This is a genomic window from Clostridioides sp. LIBA-6622 (assembly GCF_056716095.1).
This window is the reverse complement of record NZ_CP196998.1, coordinates 2,649,764-2,674,654: the sequence shown is the minus strand read 5'-3', so window position 1 is coordinate 2,674,654 and position 24,891 is coordinate 2,649,764. Positions and strand designations below refer to the sequence as shown.

24 protein-coding genes and 1 riboswitch are annotated in these 24,891 nt (G+C 29.6%); of the genes, 22 read left to right on the top strand and 2 right to left on the bottom strand.

What is annotated here, in order from left to right; genetic code table 11:
- Positions 1–44 precede the first annotated feature (44 nt).
- Positions 45–1,502: a carbon starvation CstA family protein gene (locus tag ACTG47_RS12635; RefSeq protein ID WP_479924817.1), complete on the bottom strand. Its 1,458-nt coding sequence runs from the start codon at positions 1,500–1,502 to the stop codon at positions 45–47.
- A gap of 383 nt (positions 1,503–1,885) precedes the next feature.
- On the opposite strand from ACTG47_RS12635, the gene nadA reads away from it, so the two are divergent.
- From nadA to saoL, 12 genes are all read left to right on the top strand, one after another.
- Positions 1,886–2,800, top strand: coding sequence for a quinolinate synthase NadA (gene nadA, locus ACTG47_RS12630; RefSeq protein ID WP_479924816.1), 915 nt, complete (start codon positions 1,886–1,888; stop codon positions 2,798–2,800).
- Positions 2,801–2,812: 12 nt separating this feature from the next.
- Positions 2,813–4,114, top strand: coding sequence for an L-aspartate oxidase (locus ACTG47_RS12625; RefSeq protein ID WP_479924815.1), 1,302 nt, complete (start codon positions 2,813–2,815; stop codon positions 4,112–4,114).
- Complete coding sequence (gene nadC / locus ACTG47_RS12620; protein WP_479924814.1) at positions 4,095–4,931, top strand: carboxylating nicotinate-nucleotide diphosphorylase; 837 nt, start codon at positions 4,095–4,097, stop codon at positions 4,929–4,931. Before ACTG47_RS12625 ends, nadC begins: the two co-directional genes overlap by 20 nt.
- Positions 4,932–5,194: 263 nt before the next feature.
- Positions 5,195–5,527, top strand: coding sequence for a DsrE-related protein SaoD (gene saoD / locus ACTG47_RS12615; RefSeq protein ID WP_054270968.1), 333 nt, complete (start codon positions 5,195–5,197; stop codon positions 5,525–5,527).
- A gap of 88 nt (positions 5,528–5,615) precedes the next feature.
- On the top strand, positions 5,616–5,873 hold the full coding sequence (gene saoT, locus ACTG47_RS12610) for a thioredoxin-like (seleno)protein SaoT (protein WP_479924813.1): 258 nt from the start codon (positions 5,616–5,618) through the stop codon (positions 5,871–5,873).
- A gap of 25 nt (positions 5,874–5,898) precedes the next feature.
- A complete protein-coding gene (saoE, locus tag ACTG47_RS12605; RefSeq protein WP_479924812.1) occupies positions 5,899–6,984 on the top strand; it encodes an efflux transporter SaoE in 1,086 nt (361 codons plus the stop codon).
- Complete coding sequence (gene saoC, locus ACTG47_RS12600; protein WP_479924811.1) at positions 6,977–7,435, top strand: Cys-Cys-COOH (seleno)protein SaoC; 459 nt, start codon at positions 6,977–6,979, stop codon at positions 7,433–7,435. Before saoE ends, saoC begins: the two co-directional genes overlap by 8 nt.
- A gap of 34 nt (positions 7,436–7,469) precedes the next feature.
- A complete protein-coding gene (gene saoX, locus ACTG47_RS12595; protein ID WP_479924810.1) occupies positions 7,470–8,561 on the top strand; it encodes an ABC transporter substrate-binding subunit SaoX in 1,092 nt (363 codons plus the stop codon).
- Positions 8,562–8,574: 13 nt separating this feature from the next.
- The gene (gene saoB, locus ACTG47_RS12590) at positions 8,575–9,363 is read left to right on the top strand and encodes an ABC transporter substrate-binding (seleno)protein SaoB (protein WP_479927085.1); all 789 of its coding nucleotides are present in this window, start codon (positions 8,575–8,577) and stop codon (positions 9,361–9,363) included.
- Complete coding sequence (gene saoP, locus ACTG47_RS12585) at positions 9,324–10,130, top strand: ABC transporter permease subunit SaoP (RefSeq protein ID WP_254176352.1); 807 nt, start codon at positions 9,324–9,326, stop codon at positions 10,128–10,130. Before saoB ends, saoP begins: the two co-directional genes overlap by 40 nt.
- Complete coding sequence (saoA, locus tag ACTG47_RS12580; RefSeq protein ID WP_479924809.1) at positions 10,130–10,882, top strand: ABC transporter ATP-binding protein SaoA; 753 nt, start codon at positions 10,130–10,132, stop codon at positions 10,880–10,882. Before saoP ends, saoA begins: the two co-directional genes overlap by 1 nt.
- A 12-nt stretch (positions 10,883–10,894) precedes the next feature.
- Positions 10,895–11,536: a MerB-like organometallic lyase SaoL gene (saoL, locus tag ACTG47_RS12575; RefSeq protein WP_479924808.1), complete on the top strand. Its 642-nt coding sequence runs from the start codon at positions 10,895–10,897 to the stop codon at positions 11,534–11,536.
- A 136-nt stretch (positions 11,537–11,672) separates the two neighbouring features.
- On the opposite strand, the gene yidA is transcribed toward saoL, so the two are convergent.
- A complete protein-coding gene (gene yidA, locus ACTG47_RS12570; protein WP_479924807.1) occupies positions 11,673–12,494 on the bottom strand; it encodes a sugar-phosphatase in 822 nt (273 codons plus the stop codon).
- A 490-nt stretch (positions 12,495–12,984) separates the two neighbouring features.
- Between yidA and ACTG47_RS12565 the strand changes: the two genes are divergently transcribed.
- From ACTG47_RS12565 to ACTG47_RS12520, 10 genes are all read left to right on the top strand, one after another.
- On the top strand, positions 12,985–14,679 hold the full coding sequence (locus tag ACTG47_RS12565; RefSeq protein WP_479924806.1) for a M3 family oligoendopeptidase: 1,695 nt from the start codon (positions 12,985–12,987) through the stop codon (positions 14,677–14,679).
- A gap of 330 nt (positions 14,680–15,009) precedes the next feature.
- A riboswitch (glycine riboswitch) is annotated at positions 15,010–15,121 on the top strand.
- 103 nt (positions 15,122–15,224) lie between these two features.
- Positions 15,225–15,596, top strand: coding sequence for a GrdX family protein (locus tag ACTG47_RS12560; RefSeq protein ID WP_169467821.1), 372 nt, complete (start codon positions 15,225–15,227; stop codon positions 15,594–15,596).
- Between the two features lie 95 nt (positions 15,597–15,691).
- Positions 15,692–16,639, top strand: coding sequence for a thioredoxin-disulfide reductase (trxB, locus tag ACTG47_RS12555; protein WP_479924805.1), 948 nt, complete (start codon positions 15,692–15,694; stop codon positions 16,637–16,639).
- Between the two features lie 68 nt (positions 16,640–16,707).
- Positions 16,708–17,025 carry a thioredoxin TrxA gene (gene trxA, locus ACTG47_RS12550; protein WP_169467671.1) on the top strand — a complete coding sequence of 106 codons (318 nt, stop codon included), beginning with the start codon at positions 16,708–16,710 and terminating at the stop codon, positions 17,023–17,025.
- Positions 17,026–17,281: 256 nt separating this feature from the next.
- Positions 17,282–18,568: a glycine/sarcosine/betaine reductase component B subunit gene (locus ACTG47_RS12545; protein ID WP_169467673.1), complete on the top strand. Its 1,287-nt coding sequence runs from the start codon at positions 17,282–17,284 to the stop codon at positions 18,566–18,568.
- A 111-nt stretch (positions 18,569–18,679) separates the two neighbouring features.
- Entirely contained in the window at positions 18,680–19,153 is a 474-nt protein-coding gene (gene grdA, locus ACTG47_RS12540) for a glycine/sarcosine/betaine reductase complex selenoprotein A (RefSeq protein ID WP_079739759.1), read from the top strand.
- 31 nt (positions 19,154–19,184) lie between these two features.
- Positions 19,185–20,495, top strand: coding sequence for a glycine reductase complex selenoprotein B (grdB, locus tag ACTG47_RS12535; RefSeq protein ID WP_169467675.1), 1,311 nt, complete (start codon positions 19,185–19,187; stop codon positions 20,493–20,495).
- Positions 20,496–20,747: 252 nt separating this feature from the next.
- Positions 20,748–22,280, top strand: coding sequence for a glycine/sarcosine/betaine reductase complex component C subunit beta (grdC, locus tag ACTG47_RS12530; protein ID WP_479924804.1), 1,533 nt, complete (start codon positions 20,748–20,750; stop codon positions 22,278–22,280).
- 10 nt (positions 22,281–22,290) lie between these two features.
- Complete coding sequence (gene grdD / locus ACTG47_RS12525; protein ID WP_479924803.1) at positions 22,291–23,436, top strand: glycine/sarcosine/betaine reductase complex component C subunit alpha; 1,146 nt, start codon at positions 22,291–22,293, stop codon at positions 23,434–23,436.
- 338 nt (positions 23,437–23,774) lie between these two features.
- Positions 23,775–24,854, top strand: coding sequence for a M24 family metallopeptidase (locus tag ACTG47_RS12520; protein WP_479924802.1), 1,080 nt, complete (start codon positions 23,775–23,777; stop codon positions 24,852–24,854).
- The last annotated feature ends 37 nt before the right edge of the window (positions 24,855–24,891 follow it).

Here is a 24,891-nt window from a genome sequence, read left to right as displayed (position 1 = left end):
ATTTTTATATTAAAAGTTTAATCTAAGTGTAACTTTATTTGATTTTAGTCAGCTAGTTTTACATCTGCTTTGTTTTTTAACTTTCTGCCATAGTAGACAGTTAAAACAGCATATAATACAGTAAATATAGCAGCTAAAATATAAGATATATTTATACTTAAGTTAAATCCAATTTGAGCATTGAATATATAGCTAAATATGATAAAAGAATAAAACATACCTGGAATTAAGCTTATAATATAATTTCTTTCTTTTATTATAAGATAGACAGTAATCATAGCAAATGCAAATATAGCAATGGTTTGATTACTCCATGAGAAATATCTCCATAATATATTAAATCCAGAAGCGCTGAGTTTTGCAAATATGAGGATAGCTATGACAGGAATAAATATACAGATTGATAGTATGACACGATGCTTCTTTTCCTTTTGGTCATAATGGAAATAATCAGCAAGCATTAATCTTAGAGATCTTAAAGCTGTATCTCCAGAAGTTATTGGTAAAATGATAATCCCTATTATTGCTATGATTCCACCAATAGAACCAAGTAAATCTCTTGCAACTAAGCCTATTACATCAGGAGAGCCTATCAGTTCCTTAGGTATACCTTTATTGTAAATACCCATAGCAGCTGCAGCCCAAATCATTGCAATTAAACCTTCTAAAATCATCATATTATAAAAAGTAGTTTTTCCTTCTTTTTCATTTGAAACAGATCTTGCTATAAGAGTGGCTTGAGTCGAGTGGAACCCAGAAACTATACCACAAGCAACCGTAACAAAGAATGTAGGAATAAGAGGAATTCCTTCAGGATGAATACCTTTCCAATTTGCAAGACTTAGATTAGCTAAATCATAACCTTGTGTAAATATCCCAATTCCAACACCAGCAGCAGATAAAAGTAGTATTGCTCCAAATATTGGATATATTTTTCCTATAATCTTATCAATTGGGAATAGTGTTGCACATAAATAATATACAAAAATAATTCCGTAAACTATCCATACAACTGGATTGTTTATAGTTGACTTCATATTTAAGATTTGCGTAACAACCAAATCTCCAGGTGTGTAAATAAAAACTGCACCAACTAAAAGCATTAATAGACAAAGGAATATGTTATAGACTTGAAATACTTTATTACCCAAAAATCTACTGATAAGGGAAGGCATCTGTGCTCCTTTTTCTCTTATACTAATCATTCCACTCATATAGTCATGTAAAGCTCCTCCAAATACACAACCAATAGGGATTAGTATAAATGCTATTGGACCAAACAATATACCTTGGATAGGTCCTAGAATTGGTCCTGTACCAGCTATATTAAGCAATTCAATGAGACTATTCTTCCATTTTTTCATTGGAACATAGTCTACACCATCACTCTGAGCAAGAGCAGGTGTTTTTCTGTCATCTGGGCTAAATACTTTTTCACAATAAGCACCATATAAAGCGCCTCCTATTAGTAATATAGCCAATCCAATTAAGAACGTTGTCATAATATCACCCCATTTATAAAATTTTTTGGATTCTGTATACGTATTGAAATAACTTACCAATTCTATAAAATACTAAAAGTAATATAATTTCAGAAATTAATACATACACATAATCATGTACTTAGTATACATGTGTTTGGAAAAATTTTCAATATTATAATAATAAAGAATATAAACAAAATTCTGATAATATTTTACAAAAAAATAAAAAAACATAAAAAATAGTTTAAATAGATAAGTAAAAAAGAGAAATCAATTGATAATTTAAATGTCTATATCTTAACAATATTAAGAGGTCTAAAATTCTTGAAGAAAGAATAGTCAAGTGATATAATGAATTTACAGGTGTATATACACTAGTACATATAGAAAGCGGTGCAATTATGGATAAAGATTTAACATATCTAATCAAAGAGCTAAAGAAAGAAAAAAATGCAATAATACTTGCCCATTTTTATCAACCACCAGAAATACAAGAATTAGCAGATGCAGTTGGTGACTCATATTACTTAAGTGAAATTGCTAGAGATTGTAAAGAAGATGTGGTTGTATTTTGTGGAGTAAGATTTATGGGAGAAAGTGCTAAGATATTATCACCTGAGAAAACTGTATTGATGCCAGTAAGTAACGCTGGGTGTGCTATGGCAGATATGGTAGATGAAGAAGGCGTGGTAAAACTAAAAGAACAGTATCCAAATGCTTTGGTTGTATGTTATATAAACTCTACAGCTAAAGTCAAGGCACATTGTGATGTTTCTGTTACATCGTCTAGTGCAATTAAAATATTAGAACACATAGATAATAAAGAAATCATATTCCTTCCAGATAAAAACTTAGGAGGATATATTGCAGAGAAATTTCCAGATAAAAACTTTATATTTTGGGATGGATATTGTAAATACCACAATAATATAAAGGTTGAAGAAATAATTGAATTAAAAGATAAATATGAAGATGCAGAAGTATTGGTACATCCAGAATGTAAAAAGGAAATAAGAGATTTAGGAGATTATGTAGGTAGCACAGCAGGAATAATAAAATATGCTACTAGTAGTGAAAATAAAGATTTTATAATAGCAACTGAAGAAGGAATATTACATGAATTAAAGAAAAAGAATCCTAATAAAAACTTTTATATCCCTGGAGGAAAAATACTATGTACTGATATGAAAAAGACTACATTAGAAAATTTATACAGTACACTTAAAAATATGGAAAATGAAGTTACTGTAGAAGATGAAATCATGGAAAAGGCTTTAAATTCACTGCTTAATATGCACAGATTAGCAGAAGGATAGAGGGATAGACTTATGAATTTAGAACAAGATGTTTTAATAGTTGGAAGTGGCATTTCAGGATTATATTGTGCCTTAAATTTAGATAAAAATTTAAATGTATTAGTAGTATCAAAATCTACAATTGAAAATAATAATACATATCTTGCACAAGGTGGAATTTCAACTGCTAGAAATATTGATGATATAGAGTCTTTTGTGGAAGATACAATGAAGGCTGGTCAGTATAAAAATAGAGTTGAAGCAGTCCAAGTTCTTGCAGATGAATCTATTGAAAATGTAGGACAAATAGTAGATTATGGTATGCCTTTAGATAGAGAAAATGGAGAAATAGATTACACTAGAGAAGGTGCTCATAGTGTAAATAGGATAGTTCATAGTAAAGATAATACTGGAGAGGTTGTTTTTAAGACTTTATTAAAAGAAGCTAAAACTAGAGAAAATATAACTCTTATAGAAGATGCGTATCTTTTAGATATATTAAAAGATGGTAATAAGTGTATAGGAGCTAGAATTTTTAAGTTTCAAAAAGAAATTAATGTTTTTTCAAAAGTGGTAGTTTTGGCTACAGGTGGAATAGGTGGACTTTTCAAAAACTCTACAAACCAAAGACATCTTACAGGTGATGGAATTGCTATAGCTTTAAAAAATGATATAAAGATAGAGAACTTAGAGTATATTCAAATACATCCTACAGCTTTTTATGAAGAGAATAGTGAAGGTAGGCGAATGCTTATATCTGAATCACTAAGAGGAGAGGGTGCTAAACTTTTAAATAAAAATAAAGAAAGATTTGTTGATGAACTTCTTCCTAGAGATGTAGTTTCAAAAGCTATTTTTGAGCAGATGGAAAAAGATAATTCACCTTATGTATATTTAGATGCAACTCATTTAGGTAGTGAATACTTAATTAACAGATTTTCTTTCATTTACAATGAATGTTTGGTTAGAGGGACAGATATAACTAAGGAATATATAAAAGTATCACCTGCACAACATTATTTTATGGGTGGAATACATGTCGACTTAGACTCGAAAACATCTATGGAAAATTTATATGCAGTTGGTGAGATTAGTTGTACAGGTGTTCATGGAGCAAATAGACTGGCAAGTAATTCTTTACTTGAAGGGCTTGTATTTTCAAAGAGAGCCGCCAAGAGTATAAACTCAGTTATGGGCAATATAAAAGTTAAATTTATAGATATACCAGATATGGACATAGATATAGAAAAGATAAAAAAAGAGAATAAAATATTAGTCATAAAAGAAATTGAAAGAACAAGTGAGGATTTTGGCGATGAATTATTTGATTATTGATAGAATGATACAGGATGCTTTAATAGAAGATGTTCCAAGTGAAGATATAACAACTAATTCTATTGTAGATGAAGATTCTAAGTCTACTGTAGATTTGATTTGTAAGCAAGATGGTATAATAGCTGGATTAGGCGTATTTAAGAGGGTTTTTGAGATAATTGGAAATGTAGATGTAGAGTTATATAAAAATGATGGTGATAAAGTAAAAAATCGTGAAAAGATAGCTGTATTAACTGGTAATACTAGAAATCTACTTGTAGGAGAACGTGTGGCATTAAATTATTTACAGAGAATGAGTGGTATAGCTACTACTACTAGTAAATATGTTCAAAAGCTTGAAGGTACAAATACAAAGTTGTTAGATAGTAGAAAAACAATACCTAATCTTAGAATATTAGATAAATATTCTGTAAAAGTAGGTGGAGGATGTAATCATAGATTTAATTTATCTGATGGAATATTGCTTAAAGATAATCACATTGGAGCTGCTGGTAGTGTTAAAAATGCAGTTGAATTAGCTAGAAAAAACACTTCTTTTGTCAGAAAAATAGAAGTAGAAGTGGAAACATTAGATATGGTAAAAGAAGCTATAGAAGCCAAAGCAGATATAATAATGTTGGATAATATGAGCTTAGAAATAGCAAAACAAGCTGTAGATATTATAAATGGAAGGGCAATTGTAGAATTTTCTGGGAATGTGAATTTAGATACTATAGAATCTATCGGGAAAATTGGGGTGGATGTCGTTTCTGTAGGAGCACTTACACACTCTGTCAAAGCTCTTGATATAAGTATGAAAAATCTGAGAAATATATAAATTTGATATTGATATAAATTTAATTAAGATAGACTCCCTAAATTTACTATGTAAATTTAGGGAGTCTATCTTTTGTTTGTTAAAATTAATAAAAATAGAGAAAAGTTTAATTAATAATTTAATTTGTATAGATAAATACTATATACACTTTTAATTACATAGTTATTATCTATTTTACAGATAAATATAAAAGAACTTATAATATAATTGTATATGTAAAAATTTGTATAAAATTTAGGTAAAAATTGGATGGAGGAATAAAAATGAAAGTAGCATATATCTTCAATAGTACTAATGTACATAAAATTTTAGACAAAATGATAATACCACAATTAGAACAAGGAACTCATGGAGTAGATGTTCTAGGGATGTTTTTCTTTATGGATAATACATTATTTTTATCTAAAGGGAATCCAATAGGAGAAAAACTAAGTGAATTACATAAAAAAACTGATATGATAATAATGGCTTGTGACCAATGTGCCATAGAGAGAGGTATAGAGAATAACTTGGTTGATGGAGCTACGATTGGATGCTTTCCAAACTTATATGCTTGTTTAGGTAGTGCAGGTATAGACCAAGTCATAACATTATAAAACAGTTTGGTATACAATCCATGGGAAAACTTATTTTCTGTGGATTATTTTAAGTCAAGGATAAATTGTTTGAGTAGGGGATGAACAAATGTCTAAAATTTTAGTTGAATTTATAAATACTTGACCATCTTGTGATGAGCATGGAGTGTTTATAAAAAAAGTAGCAGAAAAGTATACTGATAAATTGGAAGTGAAACTGTATCAGGCAGGTAAAGATTTTTCATATGTAAAAAAATATGGAATTATAACAAAAGGAACATTAATAATAAATCAGAAGAAAAAATATGACAGATTAAATAAAGATACAATTGAAAAGGCAATAGTAGAAGCTATAAATAATAGTTAAAAGTTTAAAATTAGGAGTATCAAAAATGAATATATTAGAAATTGTTTTAAATGGACTTAAAGAGACTATAGTAGCTTCTATAGTTACATTGAATGGAGCATCAGGATGGCTTATGATAAGTTTTATATTGGCAGGTGTGCTTCACAATGTTTTAACTCCAAAAAGGTTTCAAAAACAACTTGGAAATAAGAAGTTTTCTTCTTTGATTAAAAGCACTATCTCAGGAATGTTTTTACCAATATGTAGTTGTGGGGTAATCCCACTTGGTATAAGCATGTATTATTCAGGAGCATACTTAGGTCCAGTGCTTGCTTTTATGACATCAACTCCGATAATAAATCCAATAGCTGTAGTTCTTTGTTTAGGTCTTTTAGGACCTAAAGTTACAATTATTTATCTAATAGCTGGTTTTTTAGTGCCATTTTTAGTAGGATTTTTAGGAAATTGTTTTGGAAAAGAAGAATTGTCTTTGCATAATGATTCAGACGAGGATGTAATAGAATTAGAGGAAGAAAAGAGAAGTTTTATAGAAAATATAATTGATGGTCTCAAATGGTCTTTTGGAGAATTAGCTCTTACCATTAGTAAGTATGTAGTAATGGGGATGCTTTTTGCAGGATTTATAACAACTATTTTTCCAAATAGCATAATTCAAAAATATTTAGGTAATCCAGGATTGCTATCTCTTGGAAGTATAGCAATACTTGCATGTGTTATGTATGTATGTGCAGTAGGACATATTCCATTTATAGCAGCTCTTGTTGCCAGTGGAGCATCTCCTGGTATAGCAATAACCTTTCTAATAGCTGGAGCAGCTACAAACTTACCAGAACTTATAAGTATGTTTAAACTTATTGGGAAAAGAACTGTTATTATATATTCAGTAACATTGACGTTATCCTCAATAGTAATTGGATACATAACAAATTTACTTTTAGTAAATGATAATTCAGTAAATTTAGATACAACAAATTCTTCAATACAATTGGCAAATAAACTAATGTTAAATATACCAGATAGTTTTGAATATGTGTGTACAATTTTAATTATTTTATTTGCATGTAAATCAATAATACCAAAAATGAAAGAGGTCATAGGAAATCATGCTTAAAAAAATAGTTATAATATCTTGTGTAGTAGTCGCATTAATAATTTTATCAAAAATAGTGGATGATAACCTTGAAGAAGATGCCTCTATTCCAAACGTGAATAAAGAAACATTAGAATATTTTAGAAAAAATTATAAAGAAGATATAATAACTTGTGCTGAAGAAGACTTAAATAATGATGGAAAAAAAGATTTAGTAGTTATATATAAAAAAGGTAGTAATTCAAATGAAATGGTAGTGGTAGTTTCTGATAAAGGCAGTCATTATACAACAAAAGCAATACCAGCGCCTATAGAGAATCAAACTATAACCTTTAAAAATATTGATGATGAACCACCAATAGAAGTAATTGTGTCAGGTTCTAAAAATGGTAATGTAGGGTATGCAATTTATAGGGTAGAAGGCAACAAGTTTGTTGATTTATTTGGAGAAGATATGGACAAATGTTGCTAAAAGTAAAAATAATACATAAAGGTGGGAAAGTTAGATGAGAGTATCTAAAAAGATTCAAGCATTAATCTTAGTTAGTGTAATGGGAGCATCTATACTAACAGGATGTAGCAGTAAACCAAAAGAGAAGGAAGAAGCAAAAGCTGGAAAGGATGATTACACAATAACAGTAGGGTATTATAATTGTGACCATATGACTGCTGGACCAGTTGCAGAAGCAGCAGGAATATATAAAGATTTAGGTCTTAATGTAAAAACTGTTGGAAATGGTAAAGTTCCTGAAGCTATGGCAGCAGGAAAAATGGATGCTGGTTATATAGGAACAAAAGGTCTAGTGGGAGCTATACCTAAAGGTTCGCCAATAACAATAGCAGCTAATAATCATACTGGTGGTTCTGAATATTTAATAGTTTCAAAAGATATAAAAGAACCTAAAGATTTAGTAGGTAAAAAAATAGCAACAGATATGAGTGATTTCTTATGGACAAGTGATTATGGGCCAGAAACAGGTCTACCAACTGACCCATCAAAATATGAAATTGTAAATATGGATTCAGACAAAGATAAATATTTGGCTCTTAAAACTGGGAAAATACAAGCCTTTACATCTTGTGACCCTTGGGGTTCTGTAGCTGAAAATGATGGTGTAGGAAAAATAATAGCATCTACTCAATATAAAGAAAAAGCTAATGGCAAAGAATATAACTGTTGTTCATTCTCATTAAACAAAAACTTTATAAAAGACCATCCAGATTTAGCAAAAAAATTAGTTTTAGCTCATACAAAAGCAATAGAATATATATATACAAATCCAGCTGAAGCGGCTAAGGTATTTGCAAAATATTATAATGTAGAAGAAGAAGTTGCACTTAGAACTATTTATAAAAAGACAGTTGGAGAAGGTAGAACACTTACTTGGAAGGTTACAGGGGAAGAATATAAAAATAATCTACAATTGTACAAAGACTTAAAGGCATTAGATGATATACCTAAATATGAAGATACAATTGATACAAGTTTATTGGATTCTTGTGGAGCAGATGATTTTGATAAGTTTATAAAAGAAAAAGTTAATCCAGAGTTTCCAGAAGGTATGAGTTATGAAGATTGGAAAGCAAAGGTATTATAAATAAATGGAGAATATAAAAAATATAATAATACTTTTTATTATTGTTTTGGGAAGTGTATTTATAATATTTTTTAATTTTGAAGATAAAGAAGAAATAGAGGGAAAACTAAGAATAGGGGTATCTGATGATACCTCTGGTTTTGTAATAAATTATATGGTAAATAGAGATTACTTTGAAAATATAAAAGTAAGTGATATAATGGATACTTTTACAATTAATGATTGCTGAGCAAGTACAATGCAATGGGCTCTGAGTTCAGAGGAAATAGATATAGCAATTATATGTAAAGATGCAGCAAAACAGTATGTAAATTCAACGAGTGGATTTGAAGTTGCTGGTACAGTGGTTCAAAATTCAGATATATTCCTATTAAGTGATAACAATCCTAAAAAAATTGGAATTATTCAAAATAGAAATTATCAGTCAGAATTAGTGAAGAAATATTATAAAAATGTAGAGATATCTCCATTATTAGGGACTGCATTAGCGTATGGATTAGAAAGTAATCTAGTAGATGGTGTTGTAATGGACTGTATAAAATCAATCGGATTAGAAGGTACAAGGAAATCTACAACTGAATCGGGTGATTATGATACTTATGTATTAGTTGTAAGCAAAAAATTTAAAAGAAGTAATGTATATAGTGATTTTATAAAACTTTACAATAAAAGTGTTGATGCTTTAAATAATAAATCTACATTTAAGAAAGCGCTGAAAGAGTATAAGAATATAAGAAATATAGATATGGAGGAAATAAGAAATTGGAAATTAAAATTTCTAAAGATAAAAGAGACAGATTAACTAAGAAAAAATCTGGTAGTAATATGGATATTTTATACAAGATAATACTCTTAGTAATTATATTTTCAGTTTGGCATTTTGCAGCAAAAGATATAGGAAGTTCTTTATTACTCCCAATGCCATTAGATGTAATAAAAGGTTTCTTTTATTGCATAACAGACATAGAGACAGTTACTAATCTTTTTATAACATTACAGAGGGTACTTAAAGGGTTTATGTATGCACTATTATTTGGACTTCCTATAGGATTTATAATGGGATTTTCTAAAACTTTTGAAAAAGTTTTATCTCCAGTAGTAGATTCTGTAAGACAAGTTCCTATAATGGCATGGGTACCTCTTACTATAGTGTGGTTTGGTATAGGAGATGGTCCAACAATATTTTTAATAGCTTTTTCAGGAGTTTTTCCTATAATCCTAAATACCATTCAAGGTGTAAGAGCAATATCAAAAGATTATTATAATGCAGCTAGGAGTATGGGTGCATCACCATTTGTGATATTTACAAATGTAATAGTACCAGCGTCTCTTCCTGATATACTAACTGGTTCAAGAATAGCTATAAGTACAGGATGGATGTCTGTTATCTGAGCAGAGTTTATAGCTACGAGTGCCGGTCTCGGTTACTCAATGGTACAAGCTCAAACATTGATGCATACAGATGTATTAATTGGGCTTATGATATTTGCAGCTTTAATAGGATTTATAATAGATAGAGTATTAAAGTTTATAAATAAAATCCTTTGTAGATGGAGGTTTGCAGATTAATGAAGTTAAGTGTAAGAGATATAAATAAAACCTTTGTAAATAATAAAGTACATACAAAGGTTTTAGAAGATATAAGTATTGATATAGAAAATGGTCAATTTGTTTGTCTTTTAGGACCATCAGGATGTGGAAAAACGACTCTACTTACTATAATAGGTGGATTTCAAAAATCAGAAAGTGGAGATGTTTTTATAAATGATAAAAAAGTTAAAAAACCTGGTATAGATAGAGCTTTTATATTTCAAAATTATGCTTTATTTCCTTGGAAAACTATAAGAGGTAATGTTCTATTTCCTATGAAACAGCAGAAGATACCAAAGGAAAAAAGAGAAGAGATGTTAGAAGAACTTTTAGTGATGTCAGACTTAAAAGGTAAAGAAAAGTTGTTTCCTCATCAATTATCTGGAGGAATGAAACAAAGAGTGGCTATGATAAGGGCTTTAGCATGTAATCCAGAAGTATTATTAATGGATGAACCATTGGGAGCAGTTGACTTTCAAATGAGACAAAACTTACAAGAAGAACTAGAAAGAATATGGACAAAAAAGAAAATAACTGCATTAATGGTAACTCATGATGTTGATGAAGCTGTATATATGAGTGATAGAGTTATTGTAATGTCAAGAGATAAAGGAAGAGTTATTGACGATATAAACATAGATATTCCAAGACCTAGAGTTAGAGGAAGTAAAAAATATGAAGAATATAAGAATAGATTAACTGATACTTTATCAAAGTGTTATGAGGTTTAAAGAGGAGTAGATATGAGTCAAATAGAAAAATACAATAGTTTGGATGATGTACAACAAAAAATAAGACTATCTATTATGGATGTGATAATAGATAAAGGTTCTAGTGTTACACTTCAAGAAGTGACGGAATATATAAGTAATAATTTGAAGTTAGAAAAGGGATATATAGAAAATACATTAAAATATTTTATTGATAAAAATATAATGGTTGTTGATGAAGATAGTATAAATTTTATATATCCTGTATCAGCATTACCAACTAATCATAAAGTAACTTTGAGTGATGGGAGAAGTTTTAGTGCAATGTGTGCTATAGATGCTATAGGAACTTCTTGCACATTTAACCAAGATATAAGAATAAGTTCTATGTGTAGTGTTACAGGGAAAGAAATAGAAATCTTTATAAAAAATGAAAAAGTTGAATATGTGAATAATCCATACTTAAGAGTACTTCATATAAATCTTGATAAATATTCAAATTGGGCAGCAAGTTGCTGAAATATAATGAATTTCTTCTGGACGAAGAATGATTTTGATGCTTGGATAAAGGAAGCAGGATTATCAGATGATGATGATGTATATTGTTTAGATATTAATGAAGCAATAAGTGAATCATATAAAATATTTAAATTGAAACAAAAAGTATTATTATAGAAATACATATATGAAAAACTAAAAATAGCCTTTAGCTAAAAATATTAGATAATATTTAATCTATATACTTTTATTATCAAGTATATAGATTAAATAGAATTTAAAACTAAAGAGGTATTTTTAGTTTTTTATATGTTTAAATAGCTCTATTAAGTATATATTTATTTATAACCTTTGCAACTCCATTTTCGTTATTGGTATCTGTAACATAATCAGCAATTTCTTTTATACTATTACGTGCATTTCCCATAGCTACACCAAGACCTGCATATTTTATCATATGTTGGTCATTTTCTTCATCGCCAACAGCAATAGCTTTTTCTATAGGAATATCTAAATTAGTACACAATGTTTTAAGGGCAGTTCCTTTATTAGTAGTCTTACCTAAAAACTCCAGATAAAAAGGAGCAGACCTTACTATAGTATATTTGTTGAATAAATTTTTAGGTAGTTGTTGTATAATTTCTTCTAATCTTTCTGGTTCATCAACTATCATAATTTTACAGATTTTAATAGATTCATCAATTTTATCTTTTTGAATATATTTAACATCTATATTGTTTAATTTCGCTTCATGAAGTGTATACTTACCAGGAATTTCGTTTGGTGTAATTAAATTCGTCATTGTATTTATGTGTATTTTGGTATTATATTTTTTACAAACATTATTATATATAAAATCAAAGTCATCTAAAGTCATTTCTACATCATGTATAATTTTTTCACTTTTAACTTCTTGAATAATGGCTCCATTAAAACATATAACATAATCACCTTCATCTGTTAAGTTTAATTGATTTAGAAGTGCTTTTACACCAGGAAGAGGTCTACCTGTGGTTATAACAACTTTGGCTCCAGCCTTTTTTGCTTCTTGAATGGATTCAAAGACTTCAGGAGTAATCCTTTTTTGTGTATTTAATATTGTTCCATCAATATCTAATGCGATTAATTTGTACATATCAACCTCCAGTAAATTATATACTCAATTTTCCTGTGAAAACGTTGACACAACTAGCGTTGAACAAAATTTCAGTGGAAAATATGATTAGTTTTGTATACTATTATACCAAGAGATAAGCAATTTAGAAAGTTTAATAATATTAATTTTTTGATAAAAATATTATCTGTGCAATATGTATATTTAGAAAGTAGACTTTAAATTATTTTATAAGGATTAATTATAAAAATGCTATCGTTTGCACTACTATGTAAATATAAGTATTTATTATAAAATGTGTATCTTTTATATAAATGTTTTTATAATAATGTATATAATAGTTAGATTTATACTACAAAATATTGTAATTATATCAACCATATGTTATTATTCAACATGATTACAATGTAAAGAATATTTAATATATATAATAATTTATAAATTGTCATTGGTTAGCATATAAAAATATGTATATAAGGATATAAAATAAAATTGTAAAGGAGAGTTTGAAATGAAGTTTTCACAATTTAAGTATGAAAGACCCAATTATGATAGTATAAAAAAAGAGTTTTTGGAGTGTGTAGAAGATATAAAGAAATCTTGTAACTATGAAGAACAGCAAAAGAATATAGATAAGATTAATTTATTAAGAAATAAAATAGAAACGTTGTCAAATATAGCATCTATAAGATATAGCATCGATACCTGTAATAAATTCTATCAAGAGGAAAAAAATTACTGGGATGAATATTTACCTTTGTATGAAGAATTAAATTCTTATTTTTATGATGCTATAATAAATTCAAAGTTTAAATGTGATTTGATAAAAAAATTAGGAGAACAATTTTTTACAATAATAGACTATTCTTTAAAAAGTTTTTCTAAAGATATAATAAGTGAATTGCAAGAAGAAAATAAATTGTGTTCAGAATATACTAAACTTTTAGCATCAGCACAAATAATGTTCGATGGAGAAGAAAGAAATTTATCTGGTATGGGAAAGTTTATGTATTCTATGTGTAGAGAAACAAGAGAATCAGCCAACAAAGCATATTATAATTTTTTTGAAGAAAACGAATCTAAATTTGATGACATATTTGATAAATTAGTTAAACTTAGAGATAAAATATCTAAAAAATTAGGTTTTGAAGATTTTGTAGAGCTTGGATATATTAGAATGATGAGAAGTGACTATAGGGAGGAGATGATAGAAAATGTTAGAAAACAAGTATTAAAATATATTGTTCCAATGGCTAATGAGCTTTATGAAAAACAAGCTAAAAGACTTAGTCTAGAGAACTTAAGTTACATAGATGAAGACATGGAGTTTTTGACAGGGAATGCAAGTTTAAAAGGAGATTCAAAATACATAATTCAGAATGGGCAAAGGATGTATAGTGAACTCTCAAAAGAAACAGAGGAATTTTTTAATTTTATGCTAGAAAATGAACTTATGGATTTAGAAACAAAGAAAGGAAAAGGAGCTGGGGGTTATTGTACTTACATACCAGATTATAAGTCACCATTTATTTTTTCTAATTTTAATCAAACTTATGATGACATAGATGTATTAACACATGAAGCAGGACATGCGTTCCAGTTATACATGTCTAGATGGATTGATATGCCAGAGATTAATTTTCCCACACTTGATAGTTGTGAAATTCATTCAATGAGTATGGAATTTATAACATGGCCATGGATGAACTTGTTTTTTAAAGAAGATACAGATAAATATAAATTTACTCACTTGTCGACAGCAGTCAAATTTATACCTTATGGAATAATTGTTGATGAGTTTCAGCATTATGTTTATAAAAATCCCAACGAGGATAAGGAAAAAAGAAAAGAAAAATGGAGATATTTAGAGAAAAAATATTTACCTCATAGAAGTTATGATAATAATTCTTTTTTAGAGAGAGGTTGTTGGTGGTTTAAGCAAGGTCATATATTTAAAAATCCGTTTTATTACATAGACTATGTACTAGCTCAAATTTGTGCATTACAATTTTGGAAAAAAATGATTCGAGATAGAGATATAGGATGGCAAGATTATATAAATATTTGTAAAGTTGGAGGAACAAAATCATTTTTAGATATTGTAAGTATGGGGAATTTATATTCACCATTTGATAATGACTGTATTAAGTCTATAATAGGCGATGTTAAATCCTGGTTTGATGAAGTAAATGATAGCAAATTATAAACAATTATGAGAATTTTATTGTGTAAAAGTGAAAAATTAAAAAATATATAAAAATTAAAGGTTTGATACGAAAATAGTTATACTTTTAATCGATTTGATAAAATAAACCAAAAAAGATTTGTGCTTAAAAAAAAAAGAAAATACAGGAAATATGCAATATCAACATTTGGAAAAAAAAGTAAAAATGTATACAAAATACATATAAAAAAACTATTGCAAATTTTATAGAATGTTTATATACTTAAGTCAACAGAGATAGAAAAAAGCTATTTATAGAAAACAAAGGATAAATTGCTTAATTTTCAATTTTCTGATAACTTAATAATCCGGATGAAGAGTATGGGAGACTGCTTTATAAAAAAGCGACCGAAGGGACAAATTTAATCCTATTTACCCAAAAGATTAGATGAAATTCTCAGGTAAAAATGACTGTACTTGGACGGGGCTCTGAAAATGATTTTAACAGGGAAGACAAATTGGGAGATTTGTTTTTCCTGTTTTTTATTTATCAAGTAATAAATAAAAGATTGAAAGAGAGTAAAAAAATGATAATAATTACAAATAATCCGAAAGTAAGAGAAGAAGTTCAAGAAAGAGAAGTTTTGTTTAAAGACACAACTTATATTGGAATCTTAGAAGCAAGTAGAGATTTGATACATGAAGGATATGAACTTTTATCTCATCCACTCTATGGGAGTGTAAAACCAAATGAAACACCTTATAGAACTGTTATACTAAAAAGAGGAAATCGTTTGGATATAAACTCTTTAACCTTAATTGAAGAAGCAATCATCACTGCAAGTAAATTTCAGAATAATAAAAAGACTCCAAACTGGACAGAAAGTGTTCAAGATGACTTTAGAGTAATTGATTATGATATATTTTATAATACAATACAAAGAATGCAGTATGAATAAAAAAACTTGTTAAAAAGTTATTAAAGAAGCCTAAATATTAAATCTAATTTAATATTAAATAAAATGAGAAATATAATTAGGGAGGATAAGTCAAAATGGAAAATGTGTATGACTTAGTAATAATTGGTTCAGGACCAGCAGGACTTGCAGCAGGGCTTTATGGAGCAAGAGCAAAGTTGAATACTCTAATCCTAGAAAAAGACAAGACTGGTGGGCAAATTGTAATAACACATGAAATTGCAAATTATCCAGGGTCAGTTCCAAATGCAACGGGACCAAGTCTAATAGCTAGAATGGTTGAACAATGCAAAGAGTTTGGAGCAGAAATTCTAAGAGATAACATTGTAGATACTGAACTAGATGGAGATATAAAAGTTTTAAAAGGACAAAAAGCAGAATATAGAGCTAAAGCAGTAATAATAGGAACAGGAGTAACTCCAAGAAAAATTGGTTGCCCAGGGGAAAAAGAACTTACTGGTAAAGGTGTTTCATATTGTGCAACTTGTGATGCAGACTTCTTTGAAGATTTTGAAGTATTTGTTGTAGGCGGAGGAGATAGTGCATTAGAGGAAGCAATGTATTTAACTAAATTTGCTAGAAAAGTAACAATTGTACATAGAAGACAAGGATTTAGATGTGCTAAGAGTGTTGAAGAAAAAGCAAAGGCTAATCCAAAGATAGAGTTCTTATTAGATACAGTAATAGAAGAAATAAAAGGTGATGGAATATTAGAGTCAGTTGTATTTAAAAATAAAATTACTGGAGAAACTCATGAATATTTTGCAGATGAAGAAGATGGAACAATGGGAGTATTTGTTTTCGTTGGATTAGATGCTCAAACTGATTTATTCAAAGGTAAAGTTGATATGGATGAAAAAGGTTATATAATAACTGATGAAGACATGAAAACTAACATACCAGGTGTATTTGCAGCAGGAGATTGTAGATCTAAAACTCTAAGACAGGTTGTAACTGCAACTAATGATGGAGCAATTGCATCTATAGTAGCTGAGAAATATATTGATGAAAAGTTTGGAAACTAAAAGTATGTAAATTAAATTCAATGAATGATATTTAAAATAAAATAAAAATTTCAAGGGGGAAAAATAAAATGTTAGATTTAGATAAGGCTACATTTGAAGAAGAAGTTTTAAACGCAGAAGGTTTTGTATTTGTTGATTTTTGGAGTGAAGGTTGTGAGCCTTGTAAAGCTTTAATGCCAGATGTTCATAAATTAGCTGAAACTTATGGGGACAAAATAAAATTCTGTAAGATGGATACAACAAAAGCTAGAAGATTAGCTATAAAACAAAAAGTATTAGGTCTTCCAACTATGGCTATATACAAAGATGGGGAAAAAGTAGCTGAAGTTACTAAAGATGATGCTACAGTTCCTAATATAGAAGACATGATTAAAAAATATCTTTAAGATATTGGCAAAATATTAACAATAAAATAAAATATATTTTAATAAGATAAAAGAGGTTTTTATATCTAAGTTTGTTAAAAAAATAATTTTAAATAAAATAATTTTTTTACAGTAAATATTTTTTAATAATATAACAAATATTTAAGACATAAAAATGCTATATTATAAAATTATCTTTAAAAAAAGTTATAAAATGATATAATTTTGAGAAAAACTCAAATGCATATACACAAATTAAATAACAGGAGGTGCAAGTATGCGTCTTGAATTAGGGAAAATCTTTATAAAAGATATTCAATTTGGCGATGTAACAGAAGTAAAAGATGGAGTATTATTCATCAATAAGCAAGAGATGCTACAAGAGATTGGTGGAGATGAGCATATAAAATCTATAGATATAGAATTAGCTCGTCCAGGTGAAAGCGTAAGAATAACACCTGTAAAAGATGTTATTGAACCAAGAGTAAAAGTTGAAGGTAATGGGGGAATATTCCCAGGTATCATGTCTAAAGTTGACACTGTAGGAGAAGGAAAAACTCATGCTTTAAAAGGTGTAGCTGTTGTAACTACTGGAAAAATAGTAGGTTTCCAAGAAGGTATAGTAGACATGACTGGTGAAGGAGCTAAATACACTCCATTTTCTAAATTAAATAATGTAGTAGTAATAGCTGAACCTATTGATGGTTTAAAACAATATGCTCATGAAAAAGCTGTTAGAATGATAGGATTTAAAGCAGCAATGTATTTAGGAGAAGTAGCAAGAAATCTCACTCCAGATGAAGTTTCAGTATATGAAACTAAGCCTCTTCTTGAATCAATAAAAGAATATCCAGAACTTCCAAAAGTAGGATATGTTTATATGCTTCAGACTCAAGGATTATTACATGATACTTATGTATATGGAGTAGATGCAAAACAAATAGTACCAACTTTATTATATCCAACAGAATTAATGGACGGAGCAATTGTAAGTGGTAACTGTGTTTCTGCATGTGACAAAAACCCAAGTTATGTTCATATAAACAATGGAGTTGTTGAAGACTTATATGCAAGACATGGTAAAGATATAAACTTTGTGGGTGTAATTATAACTAATGAAAATGTTTACCTAGCAGATAAAGAAAGATCTTCAAACTGGACTTCTAAATTATGTAAGTATTTAGGATTAGATGCGGTTATAGTTTCACAAGAAGGTTTTGGAAATCCAGATACTGACCTTATAATGAACTGTAAAAAGATAGAAATGCAAGGAGTAAAAACAGTTATAGTTACAGATGAATATGCTGGACGTGATGGAGGTTCTCAATCACTTGCAGATGCAGATGTAAGAGCTGATGCTGTTGTAACAGGTGGAAATGCTAATCAAGTTGTAGTACTTCCTAAATTAGATAAAGTAATTGGTCACTTAGAAGTAGTAGATGTAATAGCTGGTGGTTCTGATGGAAGCTTAAAGGCTGATGGAACTATTGAAGTTGAAATACAAGCTATAACAGGTGCAACTAATGAAACAGGATTTGGTCATTTAACAGCTAAAGGATATTAAGAAGTATTTTATTAAACGATTGAGTAATGTTAATTAAACATATTATAGATAAATTATAATAAATGTTATAGATATAAAAAATATATTAGAAATAGAATAAGGAGGATTATTATGAGTTTACTTAGTAATAAAAAGGTTCTTATAATAGGTGACCGTGATGGTATACCAGGACCTGCGATAGAAGAATGCGTAAAAACAGTAGAAGGAGCAGAGGTTGTTTTCTCATCTACAGAATGCTTTGTCTGAACTGCTGCTGGGGCTATGGACTTAGAAAATCAAAACAGAGTTAAAGAAGCTGCTGATAAATTCGGAGCTGAAAATGTTGTGATTTTACTAGGTGCTGCTGAAGCCGAAGCTGCAGGTCTTGCAGCCGAAACAGTAACTGCTGGGGATCCAACTTTCGCTGGACCACTTGCTGGAGTTGCTTTAGGATTAAGCGTTTACCATGTTGTAGAGGAACCAATGAAAGCTTTATTTGATGAAACTGTATATGAAGATCAAATAAGTATGATGGAAATGGTTTTAGAAGTTGAAGAAATAGAAGAAGAAATGTCTGGTATAAGAGAAGAATTCTGTAAATTTTAATGCCTAAAAGCAAAAGGGGTGAAACTAAAAGATGGGAAAACTAAAAGCGGTACATTATATTAATCAGTTCTTTGCTGGTATAGGTGGAGAAGAAAAAGCTGATACTAAGCCACATGTGGCAGAAACTTTACCTCCAATAAGTTTACAACTTGATAAATTATTAGGTGAAGATATTGAAATAGTTGGAACAGTAGTATGTGGAGATAGCTACTTCAATGAAAATATAGATAGTGCAAGTGAAGAAGTTTTAGGAATGATAAAAGGTTTTGAACCACAACTTTTCATAGCTGGTCCTGCATTTAATGCTGGTAGATATGGAGTTGCTGCTGGAACAATAACTAAAGTTGTAAAAGATGCTTTAAATATACCAGCTCTAACAGGTATGTATATTGAAAATCCAGGTGCGGATATGTTCAAAAAAGAAGTTTATGTAGTGGAAACTTCTGATTCTGCAGCAGGTATGAGAAAAGCACTTCCTAAAATAGCAAAACTTGCAGTAAAACTTGCTAATGGAGAAGAAATTGGAAATCCTAAAGATGAAGGATACATGGCTAGAGGAATAAGAGTCAATTACTTCCATGAAGACAGAGGTTCTAAGAGAGCTGTTGACATGTTAGTTAAGAAAATAAAAGGTGAACCATTTGAAACTGAATACCCAATGCCAAACTTTGATAGAGTTGACCCAAGTAACGCTGTAAAAGATTTATCAAAATGCAAAATAGCTTTAGTTACTTCAGGTGGTATAGTTCCAAAAGGAAATCCAGATAGAATAGAGTCTTCTTCAGCTTCTAAATATGGAACTTATTCTATAGCAGGAGTTATGGATTTAACAGAAGAGACTTATGAAACTGCACATGGTGGATATGACCCAGTGTATGCAAATTTAGATGCAGATAGAGTATTACCTGTTGATGTTCTTAGAGATTTAGAAAAAGAAGGTGTAATTGGAAAGTTACATGAAACTTTCTACACAACTGTAGGTAATGGTACATCTGTTGCAAACTCTAAAAAATATGCTTCTGAAATTGGAGCAGCATTAGTGGCTGATGGTGTAGATGCAGTAATATTAACTTCTACATGAGGTACTTGTACTCGTTGCGGTGCAACGATGGTAAAAGAAATAGAAAAAACTGGACTTCCAGTAGTTCATATGTGTACAGTAGTACCTATTTCATTAACAGTAGGGGCTAATAGAATAGTTCCAACTATAGCAATACCTCATCCACTTGGAAATCCAGCGCTTGACCCTACAGAGGAAAAAGCCCTAAGAAGAGGCCTTGTAGAAAAAGCATTAAACTCTTTAACTACAGAAGTAGATGGTCAAACAGTATTTGAAAAATAAAAATAACACACACATATATTATATAGATAAAAATATAAACACACACTAAAAATAAAAAATAACTATACACAAAAAAATAATATAGATTTCATGAATGGGTAAATTGGAGTTATTCATTCATGAAATCTTAAAAAATACTAAAATACATAAACAATAAGAGAATTAAATATACAACAAAATAAAAATACAATAATTAGAGTCTTTAATCAAATTAAAAAATAAGTGTTCATAAAATTTATGGAGGTGCACAAAATGACTTATCCAGTTTTAAAAGGGGCAGGCTATGTACTTATTCATACTCCAGATATGATAGTGCAAAATGGAAGTACTTGTACAGTTGAAAGAGCAACAAATCCAGATTCAGAATTTTTAAAAGAAGTAAGTAATCATATAAGAAGTTACGAAGATGTAGTTAACTACATGCCAAATCAAGTTTATATAGGAAATAGAAGACCAGAGGAATTAAGAGATTTACCAATGCCATGGTGTGAACAAAAGATTGAGGGAACTAGAAATGGTAAATTTGGAGAAATAATGCCTCAAGATGAGTTCATAGCTTTAATGCAAATAAGTGATGCATTTGATTTAGTAAAATTATCGCAAGAATTTATTGATGAAGTAAAACCAAAAATCGAAAATAACTACCCTGAAATTGCACCATTTGTAGGCAAATTAAAGGGTGATGATATAGAAGAAGGTAAAGAATTAGTAGCAACACACATAGCAGAAGGACTATACCATGATGGAAAATTCATTGGTTATGTAAAAAGAGCACATGATGTAGATGTTAACTTAAATGCCCATACAATGTTTGAAAATTTAGTAGTAAAAGCATCTGGAGTTTTATCTGCTATTCAAATGCTAAGACATAGCAAAATAGACCCTACTGAAATAGATTATGTTATTGAGTGTTCAGAAGAAGCTTGTGGAGATATAAACCAAAGAGGTGGAGGAAACTTTGCTAAATCAATAGCTGAGATAGCAGGACTTCAAAACGCAACTGGTTCTGATACAAGAGGATTCTGTGCAGCACCAACACATGCATTGATTCAAGCTGCAGCTCTAGTAAAAGCTGGAATACATAAAAATGTAATGGTAGTAGCAGGTGGAGCAAGTGCTAAGCTTGGAATGAATGCTAAGGACCATGTTAAAAAAGGACTTCCTGTACTTGAAGATGTTGTTGGAGGATTTGCAGTACTTGTATCTGAAAATGATGGTGTAAATCCAGTTATAAGAACTGATTTAACAGGTAAGCATACTGTTGGAACTGGTTCTTCACCTCAAGCAGTTATGACAGCACTTATAACTTCAGGTCTTGATAGAGCTAATTTAAAAATAACAGATGTTGATGTATACTCTGTTGAAATGCAAAACCCAGATATAACTAAGCCAGCAGGAGCAGGAGATGTTCCAGAAGCAAACTACAAAATGATAGGAGCACTTGCTGTTAAGCGTGGAGACTTAGAAAAGAAAGAGTTAAAAGAGTTTGTTTCTAATAAAGGATTACCAGGATGGGCACCAACTCAAGGACATATACCATCAGGAGCTCCTTATATAGGATTTTTAATAGATGATTTAACTACAGGAGAGAGAAATAGAGCTATGATAGTTGGAAAAGGTAGTTTATTCTTAGGAAGAATGACTAACTTATTTGATGGAGTATCTTTTATAGCTGAAAGAAATACAGGTATTACTGAAGAGACTTCAGGAATATCTAAAGATGAAATTAAGAAGATAATAGCTGAATCTATGAAAAAACTAGCACTAGACATGTTAGAAGAATAGGGGTGAGGATATGTCAAAAAAAGTAATCGCAGATGTATTCTTAGAAGTAGCTAATGCAATAGAAAGCGGAGAATTTGGCAAAAAAGTAAAAATTGGTGTGACTACACTTGGAAGTGAACATGGTGTAGAGAACATGGTTAATGGTGCACAATTAGCAAAATCTAATTTATTTGATATAGTACTTATTGGACCAAAAGTAGAAACTGACCTTGAAGTAGTTGAAGTTAATGACGAAAAAGAAATGCATGCAAAGATGGAAGAATTATTAGATTCAGGATACATTGATGCTTGTGTTACTATGCACTATAATTTTCCAATTGGTGTATCTACAGTAGGTAGAGTAATAACTCCAGCTAAAGGAAAAGAAATGATACTTGCAACTACAACAGGAACAAGTGCTACTAATAGAATAGAAGCAATGGTGAGAAATGCTATTTATGGTATTGCTACAGCTAAATCAATGGGTAATAAATGCCCAAGAGTTGGAATACTTAATGTAGATGGAGCAAGACAGGTTGAGAAATGTTTAAAAGAATTAAAAGATAATGGATATGACATGGAATTTGCTGATTCAATTAGAGCAGATGGTGGGTGTGTAATGAGAGGTAATGATTTACTTGTAGGTGCACCTGATGTTATGGTTACTGATACATTATCTGGAAATATATTTATGAAAGTATTTTCTTCATATACTACAGGTGGAGATTATGAGGCTCAAGGTTTTGGATATGGTCCAGGAGTTGGAGAAGACTATGATAGAAGCGTTCTTATAGTATCAAGAGCATCGGGTTCTCCAGTAGTAGCAAATGCACTAAAATACGCTTATGATGTTGTAAAGGGAGATATAAGTAATGTTGCAAGAAATGAATTTGCAAAAGTTAAAAAAGCAAAATTTGATGATATTATAGCCTCTCTTACGAAGAAAGAAGTTAAAACTGAAAAAGTAGAAGTTAAAATGCCAAATAAAGAGGTTGTTACTCGTCAAATAGCTGGTGTTGATATAATGGATTTAGAAGATGCTGTATCTGAGTTGTGGAAAAATGGAATCTATGCTGAAAGTGGTATGGGTTGTACAGGTCCAATAGTTTTAGTAAATGAAGCTAAAGGTGATTTAGCAGTTGAAACTTTAATTAAAGCTGGATATACTGCAAAATAAGTATAGATTGTACATGTAAGTAAGAACATATAGTTAGAATCTTAGTGATTATGACTATATGTTCTTTTTATTGTCTAAAAAATATTGTCTAAAGACTTAAAATATTAAATTTATATAAGTCGAGTTTATATAAAACGAAAAGAATTTAATATAATAGAACCTACGAATATAAATACAATTTGTAAGTGTAAATATACTCTAAAAAACTAATGAAATTTTAAAATAAAATTAGAAAAACATGAAAAAATTTTAGAAATAAAATATCTATTAGATAAAAAAGAATATTAGTTAGTGATATAATATAACTGAGGTAAAATTTATTATTTGGAGGCAAAATCATGAGCAAAGTAAAAAAAGTAGTTGAATTATTGGAATCCAAAGGTCTTGATGCACTGTATTTAACAAAGAAGACCAATGTAAATTATATAAGTGGTTTTCCTGATGAGGAAGCATATGCAGTGATTTGTAAAGATGGAAATTTCTTAGTTACTGATAGTAGATATATGGAACTTGCAGAAAATGTTTGTAAGGGATTTGAAATTATAAATTGGCATAATTTTGATAGAAGTGTGGCAAAAGCAGTAAAAAGTGTATGTGATAAAGTAGGTATAAAGAGACTTGGATTTGAAAGAACTAATATAGTATTCGATAAATACGAGGAACTTAAAAACCTAATTGAGAAAGATAATGGAGAATTAATACCTACAGAAAACATAGTAGAGACATTAAGGTATGTAAAAGATGAGGAAGAAATTAAGAATACAAGAAAAGCATGTGAGATAGCAGATAAGGCATTAGAAGAACTGATTCCACATATAAAAGCTGGAGTTAGCGAAATTGAATTAGCTACAAAATTGGAGTATTTTATGAAGATGAATGGAGCACAAAATATAGGGTTTGAGACTATATTGATATCAGGTGCAAAGACTTCATTACTTCATGGTAAACCTAGTGATAAGATTATAGAAAAAGGAGATTTTGTACTTATAGACTATGGTGCTATGTATAATGGATATATATCTGATACAACTAGAACCTTTATAGTTGGAGAAGCTTCTGAAAAGCAATTAGAGGTATATAATTTGGTTAAAGAAGCACAAAATATAGGTGTTGAAAACATGAAAGTTGGTGTACATGCTACAATTCCAGATGCTAAAATAAGAAAAGTTGTTAAGAAATATGAAGATTATTATTATCAAGGAATAGGTCATGGAGTTGGTAGAGACATCCATGAAGAGCCTTTCATTGGTAATTATGGTGATAAAACCATAGAAGAAGGATGTATAATAACAATGGAACCAGGTATTTATTTTCCAGGATGGGGTGGAGTTAGAATAGAGGACACTGTTCTAATTACTAAAAATGGTCCAGAAAGACTTACTAAATTTCCTAAAGATTTGATGATTTTAGACAAATAATTTAATTTTTATATGTTTTTTTACATAAAATATAGCA

Bases quoted from the DNA above. Each gene is read 5' to 3' on its own strand.
- nadC (WP_479924814.1), top strand. From the start codon at position 4,095: ATGAATTATTTGATTATTGATAGAATGATACAGGATGCTTTAATAGAA.
- yidA (WP_479924807.1), bottom strand. From the start codon at position 12,494: ATGTACAAATTAATCGCATTAGATATTGATGGAACAATATTAAATACA.
- saoA (WP_479924809.1), top strand. From the start codon at position 10,130: ATGAAGTTAAGTGTAAGAGATATAAATAAAACCTTTGTAAATAATAAA.
- grdD (WP_479924803.1), top strand. From the start codon at position 22,291: ATGTCAAAAAAAGTAATCGCAGATGTATTCTTAGAAGTAGCTAATGCA.
- ACTG47_RS12545 (WP_169467673.1), top strand. From the start codon at position 17,282: ATGCGTCTTGAATTAGGGAAAATCTTTATAAAAGATATTCAATTTGGC.
- trxA (WP_169467671.1), top strand. From the start codon at position 16,708: ATGTTAGATTTAGATAAGGCTACATTTGAAGAAGAAGTTTTAAACGCA.
- ACTG47_RS12565 (WP_479924806.1), top strand. From the start codon at position 12,985: ATGAAGTTTTCACAATTTAAGTATGAAAGACCCAATTATGATAGTATA.
- trxB (WP_479924805.1), top strand. From the start codon at position 15,692: ATGGAAAATGTGTATGACTTAGTAATAATTGGTTCAGGACCAGCAGGA.
- grdC (WP_479924804.1), top strand. From the start codon at position 20,748: ATGACTTATCCAGTTTTAAAAGGGGCAGGCTATGTACTTATTCATACT.
- nadA (WP_479924816.1), top strand. From the start codon at position 1,886: ATGGATAAAGATTTAACATATCTAATCAAAGAGCTAAAGAAAGAAAAA.
- ACTG47_RS12625 (WP_479924815.1), top strand. From the start codon at position 2,813: ATGAATTTAGAACAAGATGTTTTAATAGTTGGAAGTGGCATTTCAGGA.
- ACTG47_RS12560 (WP_169467821.1), top strand. From the start codon at position 15,225: ATGATAATAATTACAAATAATCCGAAAGTAAGAGAAGAAGTTCAAGAA.
- saoC (WP_479924811.1), top strand. From the start codon at position 6,977: ATGCTTAAAAAAATAGTTATAATATCTTGTGTAGTAGTCGCATTAATA.
- saoE (WP_479924812.1), top strand. From the start codon at position 5,899: ATGAATATATTAGAAATTGTTTTAAATGGACTTAAAGAGACTATAGTA.
- saoX (WP_479924810.1), top strand. From the start codon at position 7,470: ATGAGAGTATCTAAAAAGATTCAAGCATTAATCTTAGTTAGTGTAATG.
- ACTG47_RS12520 (WP_479924802.1), top strand. From the start codon at position 23,775: ATGAGCAAAGTAAAAAAAGTAGTTGAATTATTGGAATCCAAAGGTCTT.
- ACTG47_RS12635 (WP_479924817.1), bottom strand. From the start codon at position 1,502: ATGACAACGTTCTTAATTGGATTGGCTATATTACTAATAGGAGGCGCT.
- saoD (WP_054270968.1), top strand. From the start codon at position 5,195: ATGAAAGTAGCATATATCTTCAATAGTACTAATGTACATAAAATTTTA.